The organism is Streptomyces sp. A2-16 (genome assembly GCF_018128905.1).
Classification (GTDB): Bacteria; Actinomycetota; Actinomycetes; order Streptomycetales; family Streptomycetaceae; genus Streptomyces.
Genome location: NZ_CP063808.1, coordinates 198825 through 218412, shown reverse-complemented (window position 1 = coordinate 218412; position 19588 = coordinate 198825). Strand labels below are relative to the sequence as shown.

Annotated in this window: 22 protein-coding genes; 13 read left to right on the top strand and 9 right to left on the bottom strand. The window is 72.0% G+C overall.

From position 1 onward, the window contains the following. Positions 1-34: 34 nt before the first annotated feature. On the bottom strand, positions 35-1378 hold the full coding sequence (locus IOD14_RS01040) for a hypothetical protein (RefSeq protein WP_249125791.1): 1344 nt from the start codon (positions 1376-1378) through the stop codon (positions 35-37). Positions 1379-1531: 153 nt separating this feature from the next. Between IOD14_RS01040 and IOD14_RS01035 the strand changes: the two genes are divergently transcribed. Together IOD14_RS01035 and IOD14_RS01030 are read left to right on the top strand one after the other, a co-directional pair. Beyond that, positions 1532-1975, top strand: a complete 444-nt coding sequence (locus tag IOD14_RS01035) for a DUF6325 family protein (protein WP_174269188.1) — start codon at positions 1532-1534, stop codon at positions 1973-1975. Positions 1976-2025: 50 nt separating this feature from the next. Then, positions 2026-2304: an SHOCT domain-containing protein gene (locus IOD14_RS01030; protein WP_123990553.1), complete on the top strand. Its 279-nt coding sequence runs from the start codon at positions 2026-2028 to the stop codon at positions 2302-2304. Positions 2305-2458: 154 nt separating this feature from the next. On the opposite strand, the gene IOD14_RS01025 is transcribed toward IOD14_RS01030, so the two are convergent. The 4 genes from IOD14_RS01025 to IOD14_RS01010 all read right to left on the bottom strand — a co-directional run bounded on the left by IOD14_RS01025 (position 2459) and on the right by IOD14_RS01010 (position 6279). Further along, the gene (locus tag IOD14_RS01025) at positions 2459-3769 is read right to left on the bottom strand and encodes an alpha/beta hydrolase-fold protein (RefSeq protein WP_123990552.1); all 1311 of its coding nucleotides are present in this window, start codon (positions 3767-3769) and stop codon (positions 2459-2461) included. Positions 3770-3938: 169 nt separating this feature from the next. Then, on the bottom strand, positions 3939-4313 hold the full coding sequence (locus IOD14_RS01020; RefSeq protein ID WP_123990551.1) for a hypothetical protein: 375 nt from the start codon (positions 4311-4313) through the stop codon (positions 3939-3941). Positions 4314-4396: 83 nt separating this feature from the next. Next, on the bottom strand, positions 4397-5041 hold the full coding sequence (locus IOD14_RS01015; protein WP_123990550.1) for a response regulator transcription factor: 645 nt from the start codon (positions 5039-5041) through the stop codon (positions 4397-4399). Then, positions 5029-6279 carry a histidine kinase gene (locus tag IOD14_RS01010; protein ID WP_212669426.1) on the bottom strand — a complete coding sequence of 417 codons (1251 nt, stop codon included), beginning with the start codon at positions 6277-6279 and terminating at the stop codon, positions 5029-5031. Before IOD14_RS01010 ends, IOD14_RS01015 begins: the two co-directional genes overlap by 13 nt. A 133-nt stretch (positions 6280-6412) precedes the next feature. Here IOD14_RS01010 and IOD14_RS01005 point away from each other — a divergent pair, with 133 nt between their 5' ends. The 11 genes from IOD14_RS01005 to IOD14_RS00955 all read left to right on the top strand — a co-directional run bounded on the left by IOD14_RS01005 (position 6413) and on the right by IOD14_RS00955 (position 15501). Then, entirely contained in the window at positions 6413-6889 is a 477-nt protein-coding gene (locus IOD14_RS01005; protein WP_249125790.1) for a hypothetical protein, read from the top strand. Positions 6890-7017: 128 nt separating this feature from the next. Further along, on the top strand, positions 7018-8673 hold the full coding sequence (locus IOD14_RS01000) for an FAD-dependent monooxygenase (protein ID WP_123992764.1): 1656 nt from the start codon (positions 7018-7020) through the stop codon (positions 8671-8673). A gap of 146 nt (positions 8674-8819) precedes the next feature. Then, positions 8820-9200 (top strand): hypothetical protein, encoded by a 381-nt coding sequence (locus IOD14_RS00995; protein WP_174269187.1) that lies wholly within the window; start codon positions 8820-8822, stop codon positions 9198-9200. A gap of 205 nt (positions 9201-9405) precedes the next feature. Next, entirely contained in the window at positions 9406-10026 is a 621-nt protein-coding gene (locus IOD14_RS00990) for a class F sortase (RefSeq protein ID WP_123992762.1), read from the top strand. A gap of 141 nt (positions 10027-10167) precedes the next feature. Next, positions 10168-11325, top strand: a complete 1158-nt coding sequence (locus IOD14_RS00985) for a SchA/CurD-like domain-containing protein (RefSeq protein ID WP_123990547.1) — start codon at positions 10168-10170, stop codon at positions 11323-11325. Positions 11326-11472: 147 nt separating this feature from the next. After that, complete coding sequence (locus IOD14_RS00980; RefSeq protein ID WP_249126234.1) at positions 11473-11856, top strand: cupin domain-containing protein; 384 nt, start codon at positions 11473-11475, stop codon at positions 11854-11856. After that, positions 11853-13121 (top strand): beta-ketoacyl-[acyl-carrier-protein] synthase family protein, encoded by a 1269-nt coding sequence (locus tag IOD14_RS00975; protein ID WP_123990545.1) that lies wholly within the window; start codon positions 11853-11855, stop codon positions 13119-13121. The genes IOD14_RS00980 and IOD14_RS00975 overlap by 4 nt, the downstream gene beginning before the upstream one ends. Continuing rightward, positions 13118-14368: a ketosynthase chain-length factor gene (locus IOD14_RS00970; RefSeq protein WP_123990544.1), complete on the top strand. Its 1251-nt coding sequence runs from the start codon at positions 13118-13120 to the stop codon at positions 14366-14368. The genes IOD14_RS00975 and IOD14_RS00970 overlap by 4 nt, the downstream gene beginning before the upstream one ends. Before the next feature lie 42 nt (positions 14369-14410). After that, entirely contained in the window at positions 14411-14668 is a 258-nt protein-coding gene (locus IOD14_RS00965) for an acyl carrier protein (protein WP_123990543.1), read from the top strand. A 1-nt stretch (position 14669) separates the two neighbouring features. Beyond that, entirely contained in the window at positions 14670-15149 is a 480-nt protein-coding gene (locus tag IOD14_RS00960) for an SRPBCC family protein (RefSeq protein WP_212669425.1), read from the top strand. Between the two features lie 19 nt (positions 15150-15168). Continuing rightward, on the top strand, positions 15169-15501 hold the full coding sequence (locus IOD14_RS00955) for a TcmI family type II polyketide cyclase (RefSeq protein WP_123992761.1): 333 nt from the start codon (positions 15169-15171) through the stop codon (positions 15499-15501). A 75-nt stretch (positions 15502-15576) separates the two neighbouring features. Here the strand turns inward: IOD14_RS00955 and IOD14_RS00950 are convergent, their stop codons facing one another. The 4 genes from IOD14_RS00950 to IOD14_RS00935 form a co-directional block, all read right to left on the bottom strand. Next, positions 15577-16605, bottom strand: a complete 1029-nt coding sequence (locus IOD14_RS00950; RefSeq protein ID WP_123990541.1) for a methyltransferase — start codon at positions 16603-16605, stop codon at positions 15577-15579. 43 nt (positions 16606-16648) lie between these two features. Further along, positions 16649-17728: a right-handed parallel beta-helix repeat-containing protein gene (locus IOD14_RS00945; protein WP_212669424.1), complete on the bottom strand. Its 1080-nt coding sequence runs from the start codon at positions 17726-17728 to the stop codon at positions 16649-16651. Positions 17729-17811: 83 nt separating this feature from the next. After that, on the bottom strand, positions 17812-18432 hold the full coding sequence (locus IOD14_RS00940; RefSeq protein WP_212669423.1) for an SRPBCC family protein: 621 nt from the start codon (positions 18430-18432) through the stop codon (positions 17812-17814). A 46-nt stretch (positions 18433-18478) separates the two neighbouring features. Next, the gene (locus IOD14_RS00935; RefSeq protein WP_212669422.1) at positions 18479-19513 is read right to left on the bottom strand and encodes a medium chain dehydrogenase/reductase family protein; all 1035 of its coding nucleotides are present in this window, start codon (positions 19511-19513) and stop codon (positions 18479-18481) included. Between the last annotated feature and the right edge of the window lie 75 nt (positions 19514-19588).

The window sequence follows — 19588 nt, the reverse complement described above, 5'->3', positions numbered from 1 at the left end:
ACGTAGACCCGGACAAGGCGCCCGGCGAGCCGAATCAGTGAGCCGCGGCGGTACCGGCGGCGGAACCGTCGTGCGGGGTGGCGCCGTCGTCGTCGAGGAACTCACGGATCGCGAAGGCCGCCAGGACGACCACCGCCGTCCACACCACGACCGCGGTGGTGGGGTACGTCCAGGTGAACAGGACGACCGCCGCGACCACCAGGATGGCCACCCCGATCCAGTGCTTGAAGCGGTGGACGAACCGCCCGACCGCGCCGAGACGCAGGCCCGCCGACGTCGTCACCTCGCGCAGCGCGCCGATGCCTCTGCGGCAGCCGGTGCGCGTGACGACGGCGATCCGGGACGGGCCCGCGAGGAAGGCGGCAAGGGCGGTGAAGAGGGCGACCGCGGCGAGGGCCCGCACTCCGGCCCGCAGGAACTTGACCAGGGCGTCGTACACGGCTCCCGCGGCGGATTGGGACGCGCCGGCGGGCAGGTGGTTCAGGTAGACGTCGCGGGCGACGGTGAGACCGATGCCGAGCACCAGCATGGCGAGGAACACGGCCAGCGCGGCTCCGATCAGCGCGTGCCGGCGGTTGAACGCCACGTACACCCCGGCGGCCGCGACCAGCAGCGTGATGAGGGGCAGCCAGCCGCCGAGGATCTCCAGCACCCTCACATAGGACCTGATCTCGCCGATGTCCTTCGACGCGAACACCACGAAGTCCGTGTGCACGGCCGGGATCTTCGCGGCTGGCGAGAAGCCCGCGTCGACCAGTTGGCTCTTGACCTCGGCGACGATCGGCCCCAGGTCGACGACGACCTGGTTGTCCTTCAGTTCGACGGTGCCACTGGCGTCGCCGGTCAGGGCCTTGTCCAGCGCCGAGTGCGCCCTGCGGTTGGCGTTCACCCAGACCGTCTCGAAGGCACTGCTGGTGACCACCCGCTCCACCGTGCTGCTGACCACCTGCTTGAGCCCGTTCTCGATCGGGCCGTCCAGGTTGCCCAGCAGCTTGGCCGCCTGCGGCGGCACCCCCTTCGCGGAGGCCGCGTCCGTGAGTTGCTGGACCAGGACGTCCACGTCGACCTGCGCCAGCACGGCGTCGGTGACCCGGTTGGTGACCGCCTTCTGCACATCGGGATCGCTCGCCAGCGGTCCGACAGTGCCGACATAACGGTCCGTGTCCTGCACGATGCTGTTCGCCCACACCGCGACGACGGACAGCAGCGCCAGCAGCGCGGCGAACAGGATCAGCAGGACCGAACCGAGCGTGCGGAGCGGATGGTGCCGCCCCTGCTGTGGCGGCCCGGCACTCTCCAGGGCGTGAACCCGCCGCCGTAGTTCGGCCAGTTCGCCGCGCTCGCCGGCCGAGAGCTGTTCGTCGCCACTGTCGCTCATGGTCACCAAGCAGAACTGTCCGGCGCAGGGTCCGCGACCTGGGCGAACCAGGTGGGTGAACGGTCCACCGAGGTGCGGGGGCCACGCTCCGGTGATGGAATTGGGGCAGGGGGCCGGGGCGGAACGACAGCCACGAGCACCAGAGGTGACGCCGTGAGCGACGAATTCGAAGAAGTGGGTCCGATCGACTACCTGGTCGTGGAGTTCCCCGGCAACCGGATGACCGGCGAGGGCTTCCCGATCCTCGTCGATCTCGTGGACCGCGGGCTCATCCGGATCCTGGACCTGGTGTTCGTCAGGAAGGACGCCGACGGATCCGTGACCGGCATGGAGATCGCCGACCTCACCGGCGACGGCGAGCTCGACCTGGCCGTCTTCGAGGGAGCGTCGTCCGGGCTCCTGGGCCAGGACGACATCGACGACGCGGCCGGCGCCCTGGAGCCCGGCAGCTCCGCCGGCATCCTCGTCTACGAGAACCGGTGGGCCGCGCCCTTCGCCGCCGCCCTGAGGCGCGGCGGGGCCCGGATGGTCGCCTCCGGGCGCATTCCGGTGAACGCGCTCGTCGCCGCCCTCGACGCGACCGAGACCGCTCACTGAGCAAGGTCCCGCAGTGCTGCGGGACCGCTGAGGGCAGAAGGGAAACAGCCATGCCAGGTCTCCTCCGCGGGGTGGCCCGCACCGCCGTCGTCGCAGGAACGGCGACCGCCGTGTCCAACCGGGTCTCCCGCAGGCAGCAGGGCCGGTGGGCGGCCCAGCAGGAACAGCAGGCGCCCCCGCCCGCATCCGCCCCACCGCAGGCCGCTCCGCCGGTCCCCGACATGACCAGCAAGATCGAACAGCTGAAGCAGCTCGGCGAGCTGAAGGCCCAGGGCGTGCTCACCGAGGCCGAGTTCGAGGAGCAGAAGCGCAGGCTCCTCGCCGCGTGACCGGCCGGACCGCCGGAGGCGGAACCTCCGAGGTCAGCCGTTCGGTCTGCTCACCGCCGACCGGCTGGACGTACTCCTGCGGCCCGAGAACCTCACCGGCCCCGGCGCCCGGCCCGCGCCGGCGCAGTGAGCCGGGGACCCACTGTCCTCGTGCTCACCTGCGCGTCCTGGCCGTGGGCGTGGGCTCCGGGCCCTCGGCCTGCAGGGGGGTGCCACCGGACTTCGGCGGGGTGCCGTCGGTCTTCGGGGGGTCGGCGACGACCGTCCCCTTCTTGTGGTGGCGGGGGACGACGTCCTGAGGAAACGTCAGCTGCTGGTTCATCCACTTCAGGGCCGGGGGCATCTCCTGCACCCAGGTCGGGAAGTTGTGGCTGCCGTGCTCGGGCAGGATCGACGCGACCCGCATCGGCGCCTTGACGGCCCTGATGAACGCCTGCGTCTGCGGATAGCCGCGCTCACCGTGCTTGCTCTCGGCCACCAGGACGGAGACCTGGGGGGCGGGCAGGTGCTTGAGCCGCCACATCAGGTCGTGCCCGTTGATCCGGTCGGCGCGGTCCGGGCCGTTGCCGAAGAGGTTGCCGGTCGTCGCGTCGTCCTTGACCTTGTAGTCGGGCGACAGGGCGGCGGCCGTCGTGTACACGTGCGGATCGCGCATCGTCAGTTGCAGGGCGCAGCTGCCACCGGAGGAGTAGCCCATGACCCCCCAGGCGCTGGCGTCATGGCCCACCCGGTAGGCGGACTTCAGGGCGTCGGGGAGATCCTTGGCCAGGAAGGTCTCGGTCTGCGGGCCGCCCGGCACGTCCACGCACTCGGTGTCGCGCGGCGGGGCGATCGTCGGCCGGATCATCACCATGATGGTCGGCTGCATCTGACCGCTGCGCTGCAGTGCTCCGGCGGTCTGCGACACCCGCAGATGCTGGGCGAGGTTGAAGATGGAGCCCGGGTAGCCGCTGAGCGCGACGATCACCGGGAAGCGCTGCCGCTGGTACGCCTTCTGGAAGTACTGCGGCGGCAGGTAGACGAACGCCGGGTCGACCACGCCGGTGCGGCGGCCGATGACCTTCACGGACTCCACGCGCCCGTTCACCGCGGCGGGGCCGGTGGGCAGTCCGCTGACCCGGCTCAGTTGCTCGTCGGTGGCGGGCTGCACCAGTGCCCCCTTCACGGCGACGCCGTTCACCGTGCCGGTGCCGCCCACGTCGCCCGCCTGGGTCACCCCGACGGGAGCGGTCTCCACACGGCCGAAGAGTTCACCCCACGATCCGAAGAACTGGTACGACGAGTTCACCCAGCACGCGAACGCCGCGATGATCACCACCTGGGTGGTGCCCAGGGCCACCAGTCTTCCGAGTACCTGCAGCACTCCCTGCCGGGCGAAGCGTGGCCACCACCAGACCAGCAGTGCCACACACACGGCGGCGAGCGCCACCATCAGATACACGGTCGTCTCGCTGGTCAGACCCATGCCGGTTGATCCCCGATTTCCCTACCTGTGCGGTTTCCTTCACCCAGGAGGAGGGCTGTGGAATCCTCCGCGTTCCCCAATCAGTGCAAAAGGGGTGTGCGAACGGCCACACGGGGGACGGCACGGGCCCGGGCACCAACCGGGGCGGGGTCGCTGCCGATCCTGTTCCTCAGCGGTCGAAGTAGCTGAGATCCCCCACGGTCCAGGCGCTGACGTCCTTGATCGCGACCCGGTACATGCCCCCCGTCTCGGGGATGCCGAGGTTGCCCTGGAGGATGCGGGCGAGGTGGAAGTGGAGATGGGTGGGCGCCTCGGTACCGCCGGGCCGGTCGCCTCGCGGGGCGCCGGCGAAGACGTCGGAGAACGGGCCCAGGCGGTCCGAGTCCTTCAGGACCTCCGCCACCCGTTCCCGCCACACGGCCTCGGGAGCCAGCCGGCCGGTGATGACGGCACCTCCGACGACCACGGTCAACGACATCTGATTGCTTCGCTCGGACTCCACCGCGGCGCAGAGTGCGACGAGCAGCTCGTCAGGGTTCGACATGAGAGCAGATCCTATGCAGTCCCGGCCGGATTCCCCTCGGGACCCTGGTGCCGTACGGCTTCGGGGCCGCCGCGGCGCCGGTCTCAGGCCACCCCGAGAAAGCGCAGCACGGCGAGCACCCGGCGATGGTCCGCGTCGGCCTTCGGCAGGTCGAGCTTGGCGAGGATGCTGTTGATGTGCTTGGCCACCGCGCTCTCGCTGACCACGAGCTGCCCGGCGATCCCGGCGTTGGACCGCCCGCCCGCCATCAGCTCCAGGACCTCGCGTTCGCGTGGGGTGAGCCGGTCCAGGGGGTCGCTGTGGCGGCGCACCAGCAGCTGCGCGACGACCTGCGGGTCCAGCGCGGTGCCGCCGGCGGCCACCCGCCGCAGTGCCTCGGCGAACTCCTCGACGTCCGCGACCCGTTGCTTGAGCAGGTAGCCGATCCCCGACGTGTGCGCGGACAGCAGATCGGCCGCGTACCGCTCCTCCACGTACTGGGAGAGCAGCAGTACGGCCGTCGCGGGCCACTGCCGTCTGATGACCAGGGCGGCCCGCACGCCCTCGTCCCGGAAGCCGGGCGGCATCCGGACGTCCACCACCGCGATGTCCGGCCGGTGTTCCGCCACCGCCGCCAACAACGCCTCGGCGTCGCCCGCTTCGGCGACCACCTCGAACCCGGCCATCTCCAGGACCTTGACCACGCCGACCCGGAGCAGCACGGAATCCTCGGCGATCACGGCACGCACGGCAGCTCCACGGTCATGACGGTCGGTCCCCCGACGGGACTGTCGACCGACAGCGTGCCATCGACCGACGCGACCCGTCCCGCCAACCCCGTGAGCCCGGTGCCGCCGGCTGGGTCGGCGCCGCCGACGCCGTCGTCGCTGACCACGACGAGCAGGGTGGCCCCGAAGCGTTCCACCGTGACCTCGGCCCGGGACGCCTCGGCGTGCTTGACCACGTTCGTCAGCGCCTCGGCGACGACGAAGTAGGCGACGGCCTCGATCGTGGCCGACGGCCGCGACGGCAGGTCGACCCTGACGCCCACAGGGAGGGGAGCCCGGGCCGCGATGCCGGAGATCGCGGCGTCGAGACCGCGGTCCTCCAGAACGGCCGGATGCAGCCCGCGCACCAGGCCGTTCAGCTCCTCTATCGCCTCCTTCGCCTCCCGGTGCGCCTCGTCGAGCACGCGCCGGACGTCCTCGGGCAGATCGCCGAGCGTCGCCCTGGCCAGTCCGAGGTTGACCGCGAGGGAGACCAGCCGCTGCTGGGCGCCGTCGTGCAGGTCCCGTTCGATGCGCCGCCGTTCGGCGTCGACCGCGTCCACCAGGCCCGCCCGGCTCTCGGCCAGGTCCTCGACCCGGCGCGTCAGCAGCTCCTCACGGCTGGGCCCGAGCCGGGCCGTGGCCGTGCGCAGGTCGAGCCGGGTGAGGGCCCCGGTCAGCCGGGACGCCGCGCAGAGCAGGGCGGCCCCGGCCACGGTGACGTACGCCCCGCCGGGGGTGTAGCCGAGGTCGCCGAGGGGCCGGTCCGGCGGGACCAGCCAGATCCACCCGTAGAGGGAGGCGGCCGCCGCGGCGGCGGCCCACGTCAGGAGGACGAGGACCGCCGCGACGGCCAGCAGCGGCCCGTACAGCAGGTGGTACGTGAGCTGCCGCCGCCCGGCCGGGGACCGCAGCCACCCGGCCGGCGAGGGACGCGGCCCCTCGTGGGGCGCGGGGATGTCCGCTCCGAGACGGGCACGGAAGCGGCCGCGCTGCGCCTCGGTCAGCCAAGGGCCGGCCAGCACGACCACCGCCGCCGCCACGAGGACCGCCGGGAGGATCGCCGCCATCGTCTCCGGGACGAAGAGAATCCACGGCACGGCCAGGACGAGCAGGACGCCGAGCTGGACCAGGATTCCCGCGGCGAGGAACGCGGCCGGTCGGCCGGCTCCCCGGAACGGCCACAGGATCACGTGCCGCAGGCGGGCGGTGATGTGCATGGGGGAACGGTAGGTGCCGAGGTCAGGGCCGGTCCATGGCACAGGGTTCCGTCCCGGGGGTGCAACTGGTGCCACCCCGGGACGGACCTCTGTGTTACTGACTGTGACCGCCGTGCGGATGAGGCTGGACACCATGAAGGAGAGCCCGGAACGCGAGGAGTCCGATCCGATGAGCATGCTGATCACCCGTCAGACCGCCGCTGCCGAGCCCGTGTCGGCGGTGCGGCGGGTGCGCCGCCGGTACCGGGTGGAACACGTCCTGGTCGGCTGCGGGCTGGTCCTGCTGCCCTGGCTCTTCCTGCTGGCGGGCACCCTGCCCGAGACGGCCGTCGCCGCGAACTGGCGCACCGTCTGGATCGGCCTGGACGCCTCGGAGGCACTGGGCCTGATCACCACGGGGCTGCTGGCCCTGCGCCGCCACCACCTGCACCCGCTCACCGCGACCGCCACCGCCACGCTGCTGGTGGTCGACGCCTGGTTCGACACGATGACGGCGGCCCCGGGCGCGGACCGGCTCGCGGCGGCGGCGATGGCCCTCGGCGCGGAACTGCCGCTGGCGGTGGTGTGCGTCGTCCTGGCGACGAGGGGGCACGTCCGCCGCCCCGTCTGACCGCCGACTCGGGGAACCGGGCGTGTTGAGCGGGTGAAGCCTGTGCCCGCGTTCGTGTCGCGGGGCATCCATGAGGCTTTCCGCCGTATTCGCACGAGTCGGCGGACCCGACACGCTGGAGGCGAATGATGAACCAAAGAGCGGGCCAAGCCGACCACCCGACGAACCGGGTCCCGGTCCTCATCGTCGGCGGTTCCCTCGTCGGCCTGTCGACCTCGGTGTTCCTGGGCCGGTTGGGCGTACGGCACACACTGGTGGAACGGCATGCCGGCACCTCGATCCACCCCCGCGGCCGCGGAAACAACGTCCGCACGATGGAGCTGTTCCGCACGGCCGGCGTCGAGCCGATGATCCGTCAGGCCGCCGCCACGCTGGCCGGAAACCACGGGATCCTGCAGACCCCGACCCTGGTCGGCGACGCGGGCGAGTGGCTCTTCCGGGAGATCGACCCGGGCGGCGGACTGGCCCGGTTCAGCCCCGCCTCCTGGTGCCTGTGCAGCCAGAACGACCTGGAGCCGGTACTGCTCGACCATGCCGAGCGGCTCGGCGCGGACCTGCGGTACGGCACCGAACTGCTGTCGTTCGACACCGGGCCCTCGGGTGTCACCGCGATCGTCAAGAGCCGGGAGACCGGCGAGCACACCACCTACCTCGCGGACTACCTGGTCGCCGCGGACGGCCCCCGCAGCCCCGTCCGCGAGCAGCTCGGCATCGGCCAGAGCGGTCCCGGCGACCTGTTCAGCAACGTCAGCATCACCTTCCGCTCCCGCCGCCTCGCCGAGGTCGTCGGCGAGCGCCGGTTCATCGTCTGCTACCTGACCGACCCGGAGGCCGACGGCGCCCTGCTGCCCGTGGACAACCGGGAGAACTGGGTCTTCCACGCCCCCTGGCACCCCGAACGCGGCGAGACGCTGGAGGAGTTCACCGACGAGCGGTGCATCGCACACATCCGCCGCGCGGTCGGCGTCGCCGATCTCGACGTGGAGATCACCGGGCGCGCCCCCTGGCACGCGGCCCAGCGGGTCGCCCGGCGCTACCGGTCCGGGCGGGTCTTCCTGGCCGGCGACTCGGCCCACGAGATGTCCCCCACCGGGGCGTTCGGCTCCAACACCGGCATCCAGGACGCGCACAACCTCGCCTGGAAGCTCGCCGCGGTCCTCGGCGGCTGGGCCGGGGAGCCGCTGCTGGACTCGTACGACGCGGAGCGCCGACCGGTGGCGGAGGCGACCAGTGCCCGCGCCGCCGTCCGGTCGGCCGAGCACAGCCACCCCGGCTACGCACCGCCGCCCGGCACCGGCGGCGGACCGCAGCGCGGCATCCTCAACGTGGCCCTCGGCTACCGCTATCCGCAGGGCGCCGTCGTCGGCGCCGACCCCGAGACGCCGGTCGTCCCGGACCGCCTCGACCTGTCCGGCGCGCCCGGCAGCAGGGCACCGCACCTGACGGTGCGACACCAGGGCGACCAGATCTCGACGCTGGACCTCTACGAGAGGTCGTTCGTCCTGCTCAGCGGTGTCGGGGCGGAGAGCGGCTGGCACGAGGCCGCCGTCCGTCTCGCCGAGCAGACGTCCGTCCCGCTGGTCTCGTACCGGCTGGGCGGCGGATCCGGTGCGGAGCTGACCATCGAGGGCGACACGGACTGGGCGGCCGCGCACGGCACGACGCCCGAAGGGGCCGTACTCGTGCGCCCCGACGGGTTCGTGGCCTGGCGGTCGGCGGGGCCGGTCCCCGATGCCGAACAGGCACTCCGTCAGGTCCTGAGCACCCTGCTCGGGACGGTCTGACAGCCGCCCGATCCGGGCGGGTTCACCCGGGTGACCGCCTTGAGTGGTGGTCAGCGCCCGGCTGGCTGACGGTGGATCACGTCGGGGGCGGGCCACCTCAGCTGACGAAGCACCAGCTGCCCGGCCGCCGACGGAAGGAACGACACATGCACTCCGCTCGCATGATCCTGGCCACCGCGGCGGCCTCGGCCGTCCTCGCTCTCGGCGCTCCCGGTGCCTACGCCGCGGCCGGCGACGACTGGGACCAGTCGGACTCCTCCTACAGCAAGGAGCAGAACCCCAAGCACGACCCGGAGACCTACAAGGACAAGGACAGCGAGCAGGGCGGCGGCCGGGAGTCCGGTGGCGGCAAGCACGAAGGCGGCTCCTGGAGCGGCGACCACGAGAAGCCCAGCGGTGGAATGCACACCGGTGGCGGCGGGCTCGCCTCCCCGGCGGTCACCGCGGGCGGGCTCGCGGTGCTGGCGGTCGCCGGAACCGGCCTGTACGCGGCACGCCGTAAGAAGCTCGCCGGAAGCATGGCCTGACCCATGCCGGACGCGATAGCCACCGTGGCCGCCACGCGTGCGCGCCGCGTGGCGGCCCGGCCGGCCCTTCCCGTGCCCCGTTCATCCGATTCGCTGCCGTCCCCTGGTGAGGTGGTCTCCGATGGCAGTCCGTCCCCCGACACCCGCAGCCGACCCGGGCCCTGACCGGCCCGCCCCGACCGGGCAGGGGTCCCACACCAAGCTGATGCTGGGCGCCGCGGCGGCCCTGGTGCTGACCGTGGTCCTGTTCGGCGGAAACGACGGGTCGTCCTCCGACGCTCCCCCGCCGTCCTCGGCCGTCCCGGCCTCGGTCCCCGCCTCCGTGTCCGCCGCACCGCCCCGGCAGGCGGCCGGGCAGCCGGCCGGCCGGACCCTGCCGCGGTCGAGACCCGTGCGCCTGCTCATCCCGAAGATCTCCGTCGACGCCCCCTTCACGGACCTCGCCATCGGTCCCACGGGCCGTCTCGAACCTCCCCCCGGCTACGACACCAACCTCGTCGGCTGGCACGCCAAGGGCGTCTCCCCCGGAGAGGCGGGCACCGCGATCATCGCCGGGCACGTCGACACGGCCACGTCGGCTGCCGTGTTCGTGGAACTCGGCGAGCTGCGCAAGGGGGACCTCTTCCACGTCGACCGGGCCGACGGGCGCCGGGCGTCCTTCAGGGTCGACAGCGTGGAGACCTTCGACAAGGACCGCTTCCCCAGCCGCCGTGTGTACGCCGACACGGACCGGGCCGAGGTGCGGCTCATCACCTGCGCGGGCGACTACGACCGTACGGCCAAGGACTACACGGACAACCTCGTGGTCTTCGCCCACCTCGTCTGATCCCGCCCCGACCGGCCGGTCACCCCCACGGTGCATACGAGTCGCGCGCTTCCCGGGGCGGCCTGACGATCGAGGAACGCCGACGTCATCCCCCGTGACCGGCGTTCGTCCGCCTCTGCCCCCGAAGGAGATGTGCGCAGGATGACCACCACGTCCGACCGTATTTCACAAGCGCCCACGCACCAGGTGTCACAGCGGGTCTCACAGTCCGTGTTCGACGGCTCCAGGCTCCGTGTCGTCCTGCTGGTGGACGTCTACGACGGGGCCCAGCAGCAGTTCCTCGAGGCGTACGAGAGTCTGTGCAGCCAGGTCGCCTCCGTCCCGGGACACGTCAGCGACCAGCTGTGCCAGTCCATCGAGAACCCCTCCCAATGGCTCATCACCAGTGAGTGGGAGAGCGCCCCGCCGTTCCTCACCTGGGTCAACAGCGAGGAGCACGTGCGGATGGTGGAGCCGCTGCACAGCTGTGTCCGGGACACCCGGTCGCTGCGCTTCCACATCGTCCGCGAGACCGGCGGCCCGGCGGTGCAGAGCGGTCCCGAGGAACGCCGGCTCCAGGCGGCACCGAGGATCGGCGACGGGCTGATCCGCCACGCCCTCACCTTCACGGTCAAGCCGGGCAGCGAGGCCACCGTCGCGAAGATCCTCGCCGGCTACACCTCTCCGGAGCCGCGGGTCGACGACACCACCCGGCTGTGCCGCACCTCCCTGTTCATGCACGGCAACCGGGTCGTGCGGGCCATCGAGGTGCGCGGCGACCTGCTGGCCGCGCTGCGCCACGTCGCCCGGCAGCCCGAGGTGCGGGCCGTCGAGGAGGCCATCAACCCCTATCTGGAGCAGGACCGGGACCTGGACGACCCCGAGTCCGCCCGGGTCTTCTTCACCCGCGCGGCGCTGCCCGCCGTCCACCATGTGACGGCCGGTCAGGAGAGCCCGGAGGCGGTGCGGCACGCGTTGTACTACCCGGCCCGCGAGGGGTTCGGCATGCAGCTGGCCGAACTGCTCGCCCGGCAGGACGAGGCGGCGGCGGACGATCCGCGCGGACCGGTGCTGCGCAGCACGATCTTCCAGCGCGACGACGTCGTGATGCGGCTGGTCGACGTGCGGGGCGCCCTCGACAGCGACCCCGCTCCCGTGCTCGGTCTCACCGATCACGGGCGTGCCGCCGAGCTGACGGCACTCCTGGACGGCGAGGCCCTCGGCGTGGACGGACCGGCGCTCAGGGACATCACCCCCGCCCAGCTCCTCGCCCTCTCCCGCATGGACCTCGTCACCGACCGCCGCGCGCCCGGCGCCTGACCCACCGGGTCCCCGGGCCGAGTCCGGCCACGCCCTCATGTCGATGCAGCACCTGTTCGGAGGAACGTCGTGATCAAACGTCATCCCGGAGTAGTGGATCTCAGCGAGGTCGCGCCCAACACCCGGCGCGGTGGCGATCTGCGCGCCATGCTCACCCCGGCCACGGTCGGCTCCACCAGCGGTTTCATGGGCGTGGCCATCGTGCAGCCCGGCGACCGCATCGCCGAGCACTACCACCCGTACTCCGAGGAGTTCATCTACGTGGTGTGCGGGCAGCTGGAGGTCGACCTGGACGGGGAGCCGCACGAACTGCAGCCCGAGCAGGGGCTGCTGATCCCGTCCCACATGCGGCACCGCTTCCGCAACGTCGGCAACGTGGAGGCCCGCATGGTCTTCCACCTCGGCCCGCTGGCCCCGAGTCCGCCGCTCGGGCACGTCGACACCGAGGACGCCGACGGCGTGCCGATCCCGGTGGAAGCCGTCCACGCGGGTGCGGGCGGGGCGGCCGAGCGATCACGGCCGCTCTCATGAACAGGCGTGTGGCGGTCACCGGCATAGGAATCGTCGCCCCGGGCGGCATCGGGGTCCCGGCGTTCTGGGACCTGCTGACCAGCGGCCGTACGGCGACCCGCGGCATCACGTTCTTCGACCCGTCCGGGCTGCGTTCGCAGATCGCCGCCGAGTGCGACTTCGACCCGGCGGCGCTCGGACTGGACGCGGAGCAGATCGCCCGGAGCGACCGGTACCTGCAGTTCGCCCTGGTCGCCGGGGAGGAGGCGGTACGGGACTCCGGTCTCGACCTCGCCGCGGAGAACCCCTGGCGGGTCGGGGTCTCCCTGGGCACCGCGGTCGGCGGCACCACCCGGCTGGAGCACGACTACGTCCTGGTCAGCCATGGCGGGCAGCGCTGGGACGTGGACCACAAGGAGGCCGGTGCGCATCTGCACCGGGCGTTCGCGCCCAGCACCCTCGCCTCAGCGGTCGCGGAGCGGTTCGAGGCACGCGGCCCGGTGCAGACCGTCTCCACCGGCTGCACCTCGGGACTCGACGCCGTCGGGTACGCCTTCCACGCCGTCGAGGAGGGCCGGGCCGACGTGTGCATCGCCGGCGCCTCGGACTCGCCGATCTCCCCGATCACCATGGCCTGCTTCGACGCCATCAAGGCCACCTCCCCGAGCAACGACGACCCCGCCCACGCATCGCGCCCCTTCGACGCCGACCGCAACGGGTTCGTCATGGGCGAGGGCGGCGCGGTGCTGGTCCTGGAGGAACTGGAACACGCCCGGGCCCGCGGCGCGCACGTGTACTGCGAGATCGGCGGCTACGCCACCTTCGGCAACGCCTACCACATGACCGGTCTGACCGGTGAGGGCCTGGAGATGGCCCGGGCCATCGAGGACTGCCTCGGCCAGGCCCGGATCGACCCCACGGCGATCGACTACGTCAACGCCCACGGGTCGGGCACCCTGCAGAACGACCGGCACGAGACGGCTGCGGTCAAACGGGCCCTGGGCGCACACGCCTACGACACGCCCATGAGCTCCATCAAGTCCATGGTGGGCCACTCCCTCGGCGCGATCGGAGCGATCGAGGTCGTCGCCTGCGCACTGGCCCTGGCCCACCAGGTGGTCCCGCCCACCGCGAACTACGAGACCCCGGACCCCGAGTGCGACCTGGACTACGTCCCGCGCGTCGCCCGTGAGCGCAGGCTGCGCAACGTGCTCTCGGTGGGCAGCGGGTTCGGCGGCTTCCAGTCCGCGGTGATCATGAACCTGCCGAGGGAGAAGACCGAATGAGCGCACCGCATCCCCGGCGCGCGGCCGTCACCGGAATCGGCGTGGTCGCGCCCAACGGAACCAGCACCGAGGCCTTCTGGAAGGCCACCCGGGAGGGCGTCGCCGTCCTGGACCGGATCACCCGTGACGGGTGCGAGCACCTGCCGCTGCGGGTGGCCGGCCAGGTCCGGGACTTCGATCCGCCGTCGGCGATCGAGGAGCGCTTCCTCGTCCAGACCGACCGGTTCACCCACTTCGCGATGGCCGCGGCGGACCTGGCGCTGGAGGACGCCGGGCTCGGCCGGCCCGACACCGACGCAGCGCCCTTCTCCGTGGGCGTGGTCACCGCGGCCGGTTCCGGCGGCGGCGAGTTCGGTCAGCGCGAGCTGCAGCAACTGTGGGGCAAGGGAAGCCGCTTCGTCGGGCCGTACCAGTCCATCGCCTGGTTCTACGCCGCGAGCACCGGCCAGATCTCCATCCGGCGCGGCTTCAAGGGCCCCTGCGGGGTCGTCGCCTCCGACGAGGCCGGCGGTCTGGACGCGCTGGCCCACGCGGCGCGGGCGGTGCGGCGCGGCACCGACGTGATGGTGGCCGGGGCGACCGAGGCTCCGCTGGCCCCCTACTCGATGGTCTGCCAGCTCGGTTACGAGGAGCTGAGCACCGTCGCCGAACCGGACCGCGCCTACCGCCCGTTCACCACCGCGGCCTGCGGGTTCGTGCCCGCGGAGGGCGGTGCCATGGTCGTCGTGGAGGCCGAGGAGTCGGCCCGGGAGCGGGGCGTGCCCGTGCGGGCGACCCTGGCGGGACACGCGGCGACCTTCACCGGTGCCTCCCGCTGGGAGGAGTCCCGCCAGGGGCTGGCCCAGGCGATCCGGGGTGCCCTGGACGAGGCCGGGTGCGCACCCGAGGAGATCGACGTGGTCTTCGCCGACGCCCTCGGGGTCCCGGAGGCCGACCGTGCCGAAGCGCTGGCGATCGCGGACGCCCTGGGCCCGCACGGCACGCGCGTGCCCGTCACGGCGCCGAAGACCGCCGTCGGCCGGGCCTACGGCGCGGCACCCGTGCTGGATGTCGCCGCGGCGGTGCTCGCGATGGAGCACGGGGTGATCCCACCCACCCCCAACGTCTTCGACATCTGCCACGACCTCGACCTCGTCACCGCCCGCGCGCGGGCCACCGAGGTGCGCACGGCGCTGGTCCTCAGCCGAGGGCTCATGGGGTCGAACGCGGCGCTGGTGCTCCGGCGCGGTGCCGCCCACGCCTCGTAGCGAGGCTTCGCACACCCCTCACGAAGCAAGGAGTGAAACCGTATGAGTGACCGCATCACCGTGGAAGAGCTGGCCGAGCTCATGAAGAAGGCCGCCGGAATCACCGTCGCCCCCGAGGAGCTCGAGCAGCGCCGGGACTCCGGCTTCGACACCTTCGGTCTCGACTCGCTCGGTCTGCTCGGCATCGTGGGCGAGCTGGAGAACCGGTACGGGACACCGATGCCGCCCGACGCGGAGAAGAGCAAGAGCCCCCGGCAGTTCCTCGAGCTCGTCAACAGCACGCTTCTGACGGGAGCCTGACATGACCGGACACACGCAGAACGAGATCACCATCGCGGCCCCGATGGACCTGGTCTGGGACATGACCAACGACGTCGAGAGCTGGCCCCGGCTGTTCAGCGAGTACGCCTCCGCCGAGATCCTGTCCCGGGAGGGCAACCGGACCACGTTCCGGCTGACCATGCACCCCGACAAGGACGGCAAGGTGTGGAGCTGGGTCTCGGAGCGGGAGCCGGACCGCGACACGCTCACCGTGCGGGCCCGCCGGGTCGAGACCGGGCCCTTCGCCTACATGAACATCGTCTGGCAGTACGAGAAGGTGCTCGAGGGCACCCGGATGGTGTGGACGCAGGACTTCGCGATGCGGCCGGACGCCCCCGTCGACGACGAGTGGATGACGGACAACATCAACCGGAACTCCAAGGTCCAGATGGCGCTGATCCGGGACCGCATCGAGAAGGCCGCCAAAGAGCGCCGGCCCGTGCCGATGCTCTCCGACTGAGCGGGCGGAGGACATGACGATGCACCAGTCCCTGATCGTCGCCCGCATGGCCCCGGAATCGGCCCTGGACATCGCCAAGGTGTTCGAGGAGTCGGACCGCGGAGAGCTGCCGCACCTCGTCGGGGTCGCCCGGCGCAGCCTCTTCCAGTTCGACGACGTGTACCTGCACCTCATCGAGTCCGAGCAGGACCCCGGGCCCGCCATCGCGAAGGCGGCCGGGCACCCCGAGTTCCGGGACATCAGCGAGCGCCTGTCGGCGTACGTCACCGCGTACGACCCGGCGACCTGGCGTTCGCCGAAGGACGCGATGGCGCGCTGCTTCTACCGCTGGGAGCGGGACGCCGTCTCCTGAACCGCCCCCGTTCGCCGGGCACGCTCTGGTGGCGTGCCCGGCGAACGGCGTGCACGGACCCGTGACCGTGCCGGTTCAGCGCGGGACGGTGCAGTCGAAGGCGTGCAGGTAGGGGTTGACGGGACGGATGTCGTCGATGACCAGGCCCGCCTCGGTCAGCCTGCCGGTCAGGGACTCGGTGGTGTGCTTGGCACCTCCGACGTTGAGGAGCAGCAGCAGGTCCATGGCGGTGCTGAAGCGCAGCGAGGGCGAGTCGTCGACGAGGTTCTCGATGACGACGACCCGTGCTCCCGGCCCGCCCGCCTCGATGACGTTGCGCAGGGTGCGGGTCGTGCTGTCGTCGTCCCACTCCAGGATGTTCTTGATGATGTAGACGTCCGCCCGGACGGGGACGGCCTCCCGGCAGTCACCGGGCACCAGCCGCATCCGGTCCGCGAGGGCGCCTCCCTCGCGCAGCCGCGGGTCGGCGTTGGCCACCACGCGCGGCAGGTCGAGCAGGGTGCCGTGCAGCGAGGGGTGCTTCTCCAGCAGGCTCGCCACCACATGCCCCTGGCCGCCGCCGATGTCGGCGACCGACGTGCTCCCCGACAGGTCGAGCAACTGCGCCACGTCCCGCGCGGACTGCACGCTGGAGGTCGTCATGGCGCGGTTGAAGACGTCGGCGGACTCCGGGGCGTCCTCGTTGAGGTAGGTGAAGAACTCCTTGCCGAACAGGTCCTTCACCACGCTGCGGCCCGAGCGCACGGCCTCGTCGAGCAGCGGCCACGCCTGCCAGGTCCACGGTTCGGTGCACCACAGCGCGATGGCGCGCAGGCTGTGCGGATCGTCCTCGCGCAGCAGCCGGGACATGTCGGTGTGCGCGAACCTGCCGTCCGGCTGCTCGGCGAAGATGCCGTAGCAGGACAGCGCGCGCAGCAGCCGTCGCAGCGTCTTCGGTTCGGTCTTCACCTCCGCCGCGAGGTCCTCGACGGCCAGGGGGCTGTCGTCGAGGGCATCGGCGACGCCCAGGCGGGCCGCGGCGCGCAGGGCGGCCGCGCAGGCGGCCCCGAACACGAGCTCCCGGAGCCGCATGGACGGGGGCGCGGCGGTCTGTACGGCCGTCATGGGCCGTCCTCCTTCTTCGAGTTCTCGGATGGCCACGGGCCGGTCAGCACAGTCCGGCGGGCCGGGAGGCCCGGCACGAGTTGTGCTCGAAGGTGTTGCTCCCGGCGGTGTCCGTGTTGACGAGGTCCGCCGGGGCGTTGCCCTCCAGCTGGTTGTCGGTGATCCGGTTCCGCTCGCTGGTGGTGCCCACGAAGCTCTTGAACAGGACGATGCCGCCCGACATCGAGGAGGTGCCCACGTTGCCGATGACGCGGTTGTGCGTCACCAGGGTGTCCTCGGCGCCGGTCAGCACGATTCCGGAACCCTGCAGCGCCTCCAGCCGCTCGGTCTTCGGGCAGGACTTGTTGTTCTTCGCGATGGTGTTGTCGCGCACGGTCAGCGCGCCCGCCCTCGGCTTGTTCTCGTCGCCCACCACGAAGACGCCCGCGCAGTTGCCGGTGAGGTGGTTGCCCGCGACGGTGAGGTTCCTGAGGCGCCGGACGGTGACGCCGATCCGGTTGCCCTCCAGTCGGTTGTGCTCGACGACGGTCCCCCCGGAGTCCGCGGCGCCCGCCTCTTCCTTGATCGTGTTCGCGAGGAACAGGCCGGCGTCGCCGTTGTCCTTGGCGGTGTTCTTCCGGAACACCCCGTGCACCGAACGCTCCTGGGCGATCCCCCAGACCCCGTTCTTCACCGCGGTCACGTTCCGCACGGTCAGGCCGTCGGTCGCCATGGCGAACACGCCGGTCCTGGTGAAGCCGGTGACGGTGAGGGAGGCGATGGTGACGCCCTCGACGTCCTGGGCCTTCGTCCCGACCACGCAGATGCCGTTGCCGCCCTCGGCACAGCTGTTGGCGGCCTTCTCGGTGCCCGGCTCGATGACGGTGCTGCGGCCCATGCCGCGCAGGGTGAGGCCGGGCGTGCTCACCTTGACGCTCTCGCGGTAGGTGCCGGGGGTCAGCAGCACGGTGTCGCCGGGCTCGGCGGTGTCCACCGCCCGCTGGATCGACTGTCCGGGAAAGACCACGTGGGTCATCTGGTCGGCGTGGGTCACCGGGTCGGCGGCGACGGGCGGGGCGGCCCCGAACACCGTCCCGACGATCGCCACGGTGCATGCCAGCAGGGAGATATGAAATCTCATCATATTCGGTACGATATGACCCGAAAGGTCGTGAATGGCCTGGATAGACCATCCGGCGGCGTGTCCCGGAAGCGACCCGAGGTGCGCTACGGCCGTGTCGCGGGCGCGCCCTCGGCGGTGGCCCTCAGATCGCGCAGCCAGGCTTCGAGTCCGGCGCCGAGGGCCGCGGTCGCGGTGGGGACGTCCGCCTCGACCTGGGCGCCGGTCCAGGTCTCCTCGGTGTGGACGCGCACACCGCCCGGCACCTTCCTGAAGGTCCACAGGTGCACGCCCTCGTCGATGCGCAGCCCCTCCCCGACCGCGGGTCCGCTCCACAGGACGCAGTGGTGACTGCGCAGTTCGCGGACCGTGGAGGTGATGGCGAGGGTGGTGGCCGGGGTCGTGGGGGTGGCGGGCGCGGGGGTCGTCCACCGGAACTGCGAACCCCTCCTCAGGGGGCCGGGGTCCAGCCGGACGGCCGAGGTGACCGGCGGCTGCCAGGACGGCCAGCGGTCGACGTCGGTCTGGAGCTTCCACACGGTGCTCAGCGATGCCTTGATCACGACGTCGGACTCGTAGCGGATCACGGCGGCGGGGTCGACGCCACGGCCCCCGCACCGGGACGGACCGATGTGCTGGGCCGCCTCCGCGGCCGGGGCGGCGGCCCCGAGAAGGCCCGCGAGGACGAAGGGGACGGCGAGCACGTGGGACCGGAGCCTGCTGGACATGGGGTTCCTCTCATGGTGACGGTCGGATCGGACACGCGAGGACTCGCTACGGGTTGAGGACGACCTTGCCGGCGACGGTGCCGGACTCGGCCAGCCGCAGGGCGTCGGCCGCCCTGGCGAGCGGCAGCCGGGCGGCGATCCGGGCGCTGACCTCGCCCCGCTGGACGGCGGCGAAGACCTGGGCGAGGTCGGCGCGGAGCCGGGACCGGAACCGGTTCCTGGCCAGGGCGCGCCCGGCCCAGACGTTGAAGAAGTACGCGCGGCGGCGGTTGGGCAGCGCGTTCCACACCCACACCCGGCCGAGGAGCTTCAGCACGGGCCACTGCTTGGAGCCCTCGGCGTCACGGGTGGCGGCGCTGCCGTACGAGACGAGCGTGCCGCCGGGGGCGAGGAGGCGCCAGGAGTCGACGATGCCGTGGCCGCCGACGTGGTCGAAGACGGCGTGCACCCCGTCGCGCGGGGCGAGTTCGCGGATCCGTGCGGCGAGGTCCTGGGCGCGGTAGTCGACCGGGACGACTCCCTGCTCCCGCAGGGCCTCGTGGTGGCGCGGGGACGCCGTACCGATCACGCGGGCGCCCGCGGCCAGGGCGAGCTGGACCAGGACCGAGCCGACGCCGCCGTTGGCGCCGTGCACGACGACGGTCTGCCCGGCGCGGACCCGGGCCCTGCGGTGCAGCATCTGCCAGGCGGTGATGCCGTTGACGACGAGGGTCTCCGCCTCCGCCGCGCCGATCCCCTCGGGCACCGGCACCGCGTCCGCGGCGTCGACGAGCACATGGCTGGCCCAGCCGCCGACCTTGACCAGTGCGGCGACGCGGGTGCCGGCCAGGTGCGGGTCGACGCCCTCGCCGGTCGCCAGGACGGTGCCGACGAGGTCGTAGCCGGGGACGAACGGGAACGGCGGCTGGTCGTAGTAGCGGCCGCGCCGCATCTGCTGCTCGGCGAAGGAGACGCCGGTCGCCTCCATGCGGATCACGACCTGTCCCGGGCCCGCGGCGGGGACGGCCCCACGCCTGATCTGCAGCCCTTCGGGCTCGACCTTGCCCGGCAGGACGACCTCGACAAGTTCTTCGGTGCTCATGACGACCTCCACGGAGACGGCGAGTTACTTGTCCTCGCGTTCGTTAGAAGTTATAACTCCATGAGAGTGAGAGTG

Excerpts from the sequence above, each read along its gene's own strand:
- IOD14_RS01040 (WP_249125791.1), bottom strand. The coding sequence starts at position 1,378 with ATGAGCGACAGTGGCGACGAACAGCTCTCGGCCGGCGAGCGCGGCGAA.
- IOD14_RS01030 (WP_123990553.1), top strand. The coding sequence starts at position 2,026 with ATGCCAGGTCTCCTCCGCGGGGTGGCCCGCACCGCCGTCGTCGCAGGA.
- IOD14_RS01025 (WP_123990552.1), bottom strand. The coding sequence starts at position 3,769 with ATGGGTCTGACCAGCGAGACGACCGTGTATCTGATGGTGGCGCTCGCC.
- IOD14_RS01020 (WP_123990551.1), bottom strand. The coding sequence starts at position 4,313 with ATGTCGAACCCTGACGAGCTGCTCGTCGCACTCTGCGCCGCGGTGGAG.
- IOD14_RS01010 (WP_212669426.1), bottom strand. The coding sequence starts at position 6,279 with ATGCACATCACCGCCCGCCTGCGGCACGTGATCCTGTGGCCGTTCCGG.
- IOD14_RS01005 (WP_249125790.1), top strand. The coding sequence starts at position 6,413 with ATGAAGGAGAGCCCGGAACGCGAGGAGTCCGATCCGATGAGCATGCTG.
- IOD14_RS01000 (WP_123992764.1), top strand. The coding sequence starts at position 7,018 with ATGAACCAAAGAGCGGGCCAAGCCGACCACCCGACGAACCGGGTCCCG.
- IOD14_RS00995 (WP_174269187.1), top strand. The coding sequence starts at position 8,820 with ATGCACTCCGCTCGCATGATCCTGGCCACCGCGGCGGCCTCGGCCGTC.
- IOD14_RS00990 (WP_123992762.1), top strand. The coding sequence starts at position 9,406 with ATGCTGGGCGCCGCGGCGGCCCTGGTGCTGACCGTGGTCCTGTTCGGC.
- IOD14_RS00985 (WP_123990547.1), top strand. The coding sequence starts at position 10,168 with ATGACCACCACGTCCGACCGTATTTCACAAGCGCCCACGCACCAGGTG.
- IOD14_RS00980 (WP_249126234.1), top strand. The coding sequence starts at position 11,473 with ATGCTCACCCCGGCCACGGTCGGCTCCACCAGCGGTTTCATGGGCGTG.
- IOD14_RS00975 (WP_123990545.1), top strand. The coding sequence starts at position 11,853 with ATGAACAGGCGTGTGGCGGTCACCGGCATAGGAATCGTCGCCCCGGGC.
- IOD14_RS00970 (WP_123990544.1), top strand. The coding sequence starts at position 13,118 with ATGAGCGCACCGCATCCCCGGCGCGCGGCCGTCACCGGAATCGGCGTG.
- IOD14_RS00965 (WP_123990543.1), top strand. The coding sequence starts at position 14,411 with ATGAGTGACCGCATCACCGTGGAAGAGCTGGCCGAGCTCATGAAGAAG.
- IOD14_RS00960 (WP_212669425.1), top strand. The coding sequence starts at position 14,670 with ATGACCGGACACACGCAGAACGAGATCACCATCGCGGCCCCGATGGAC.
- IOD14_RS00955 (WP_123992761.1), top strand. The coding sequence starts at position 15,169 with ATGCACCAGTCCCTGATCGTCGCCCGCATGGCCCCGGAATCGGCCCTG.
- IOD14_RS00950 (WP_123990541.1), bottom strand. The coding sequence starts at position 16,605 with ATGACGGCCGTACAGACCGCCGCGCCCCCGTCCATGCGGCTCCGGGAG.
- IOD14_RS00945 (WP_212669424.1), bottom strand. The coding sequence starts at position 17,728 with ATGATGAGATTTCATATCTCCCTGCTGGCATGCACCGTGGCGATCGTC.
- IOD14_RS00940 (WP_212669423.1), bottom strand. The coding sequence starts at position 18,432 with ATGTCCAGCAGGCTCCGGTCCCACGTGCTCGCCGTCCCCTTCGTCCTC.
- IOD14_RS00935 (WP_212669422.1), bottom strand. The coding sequence starts at position 19,513 with ATGAGCACCGAAGAACTTGTCGAGGTCGTCCTGCCGGGCAAGGTCGAG.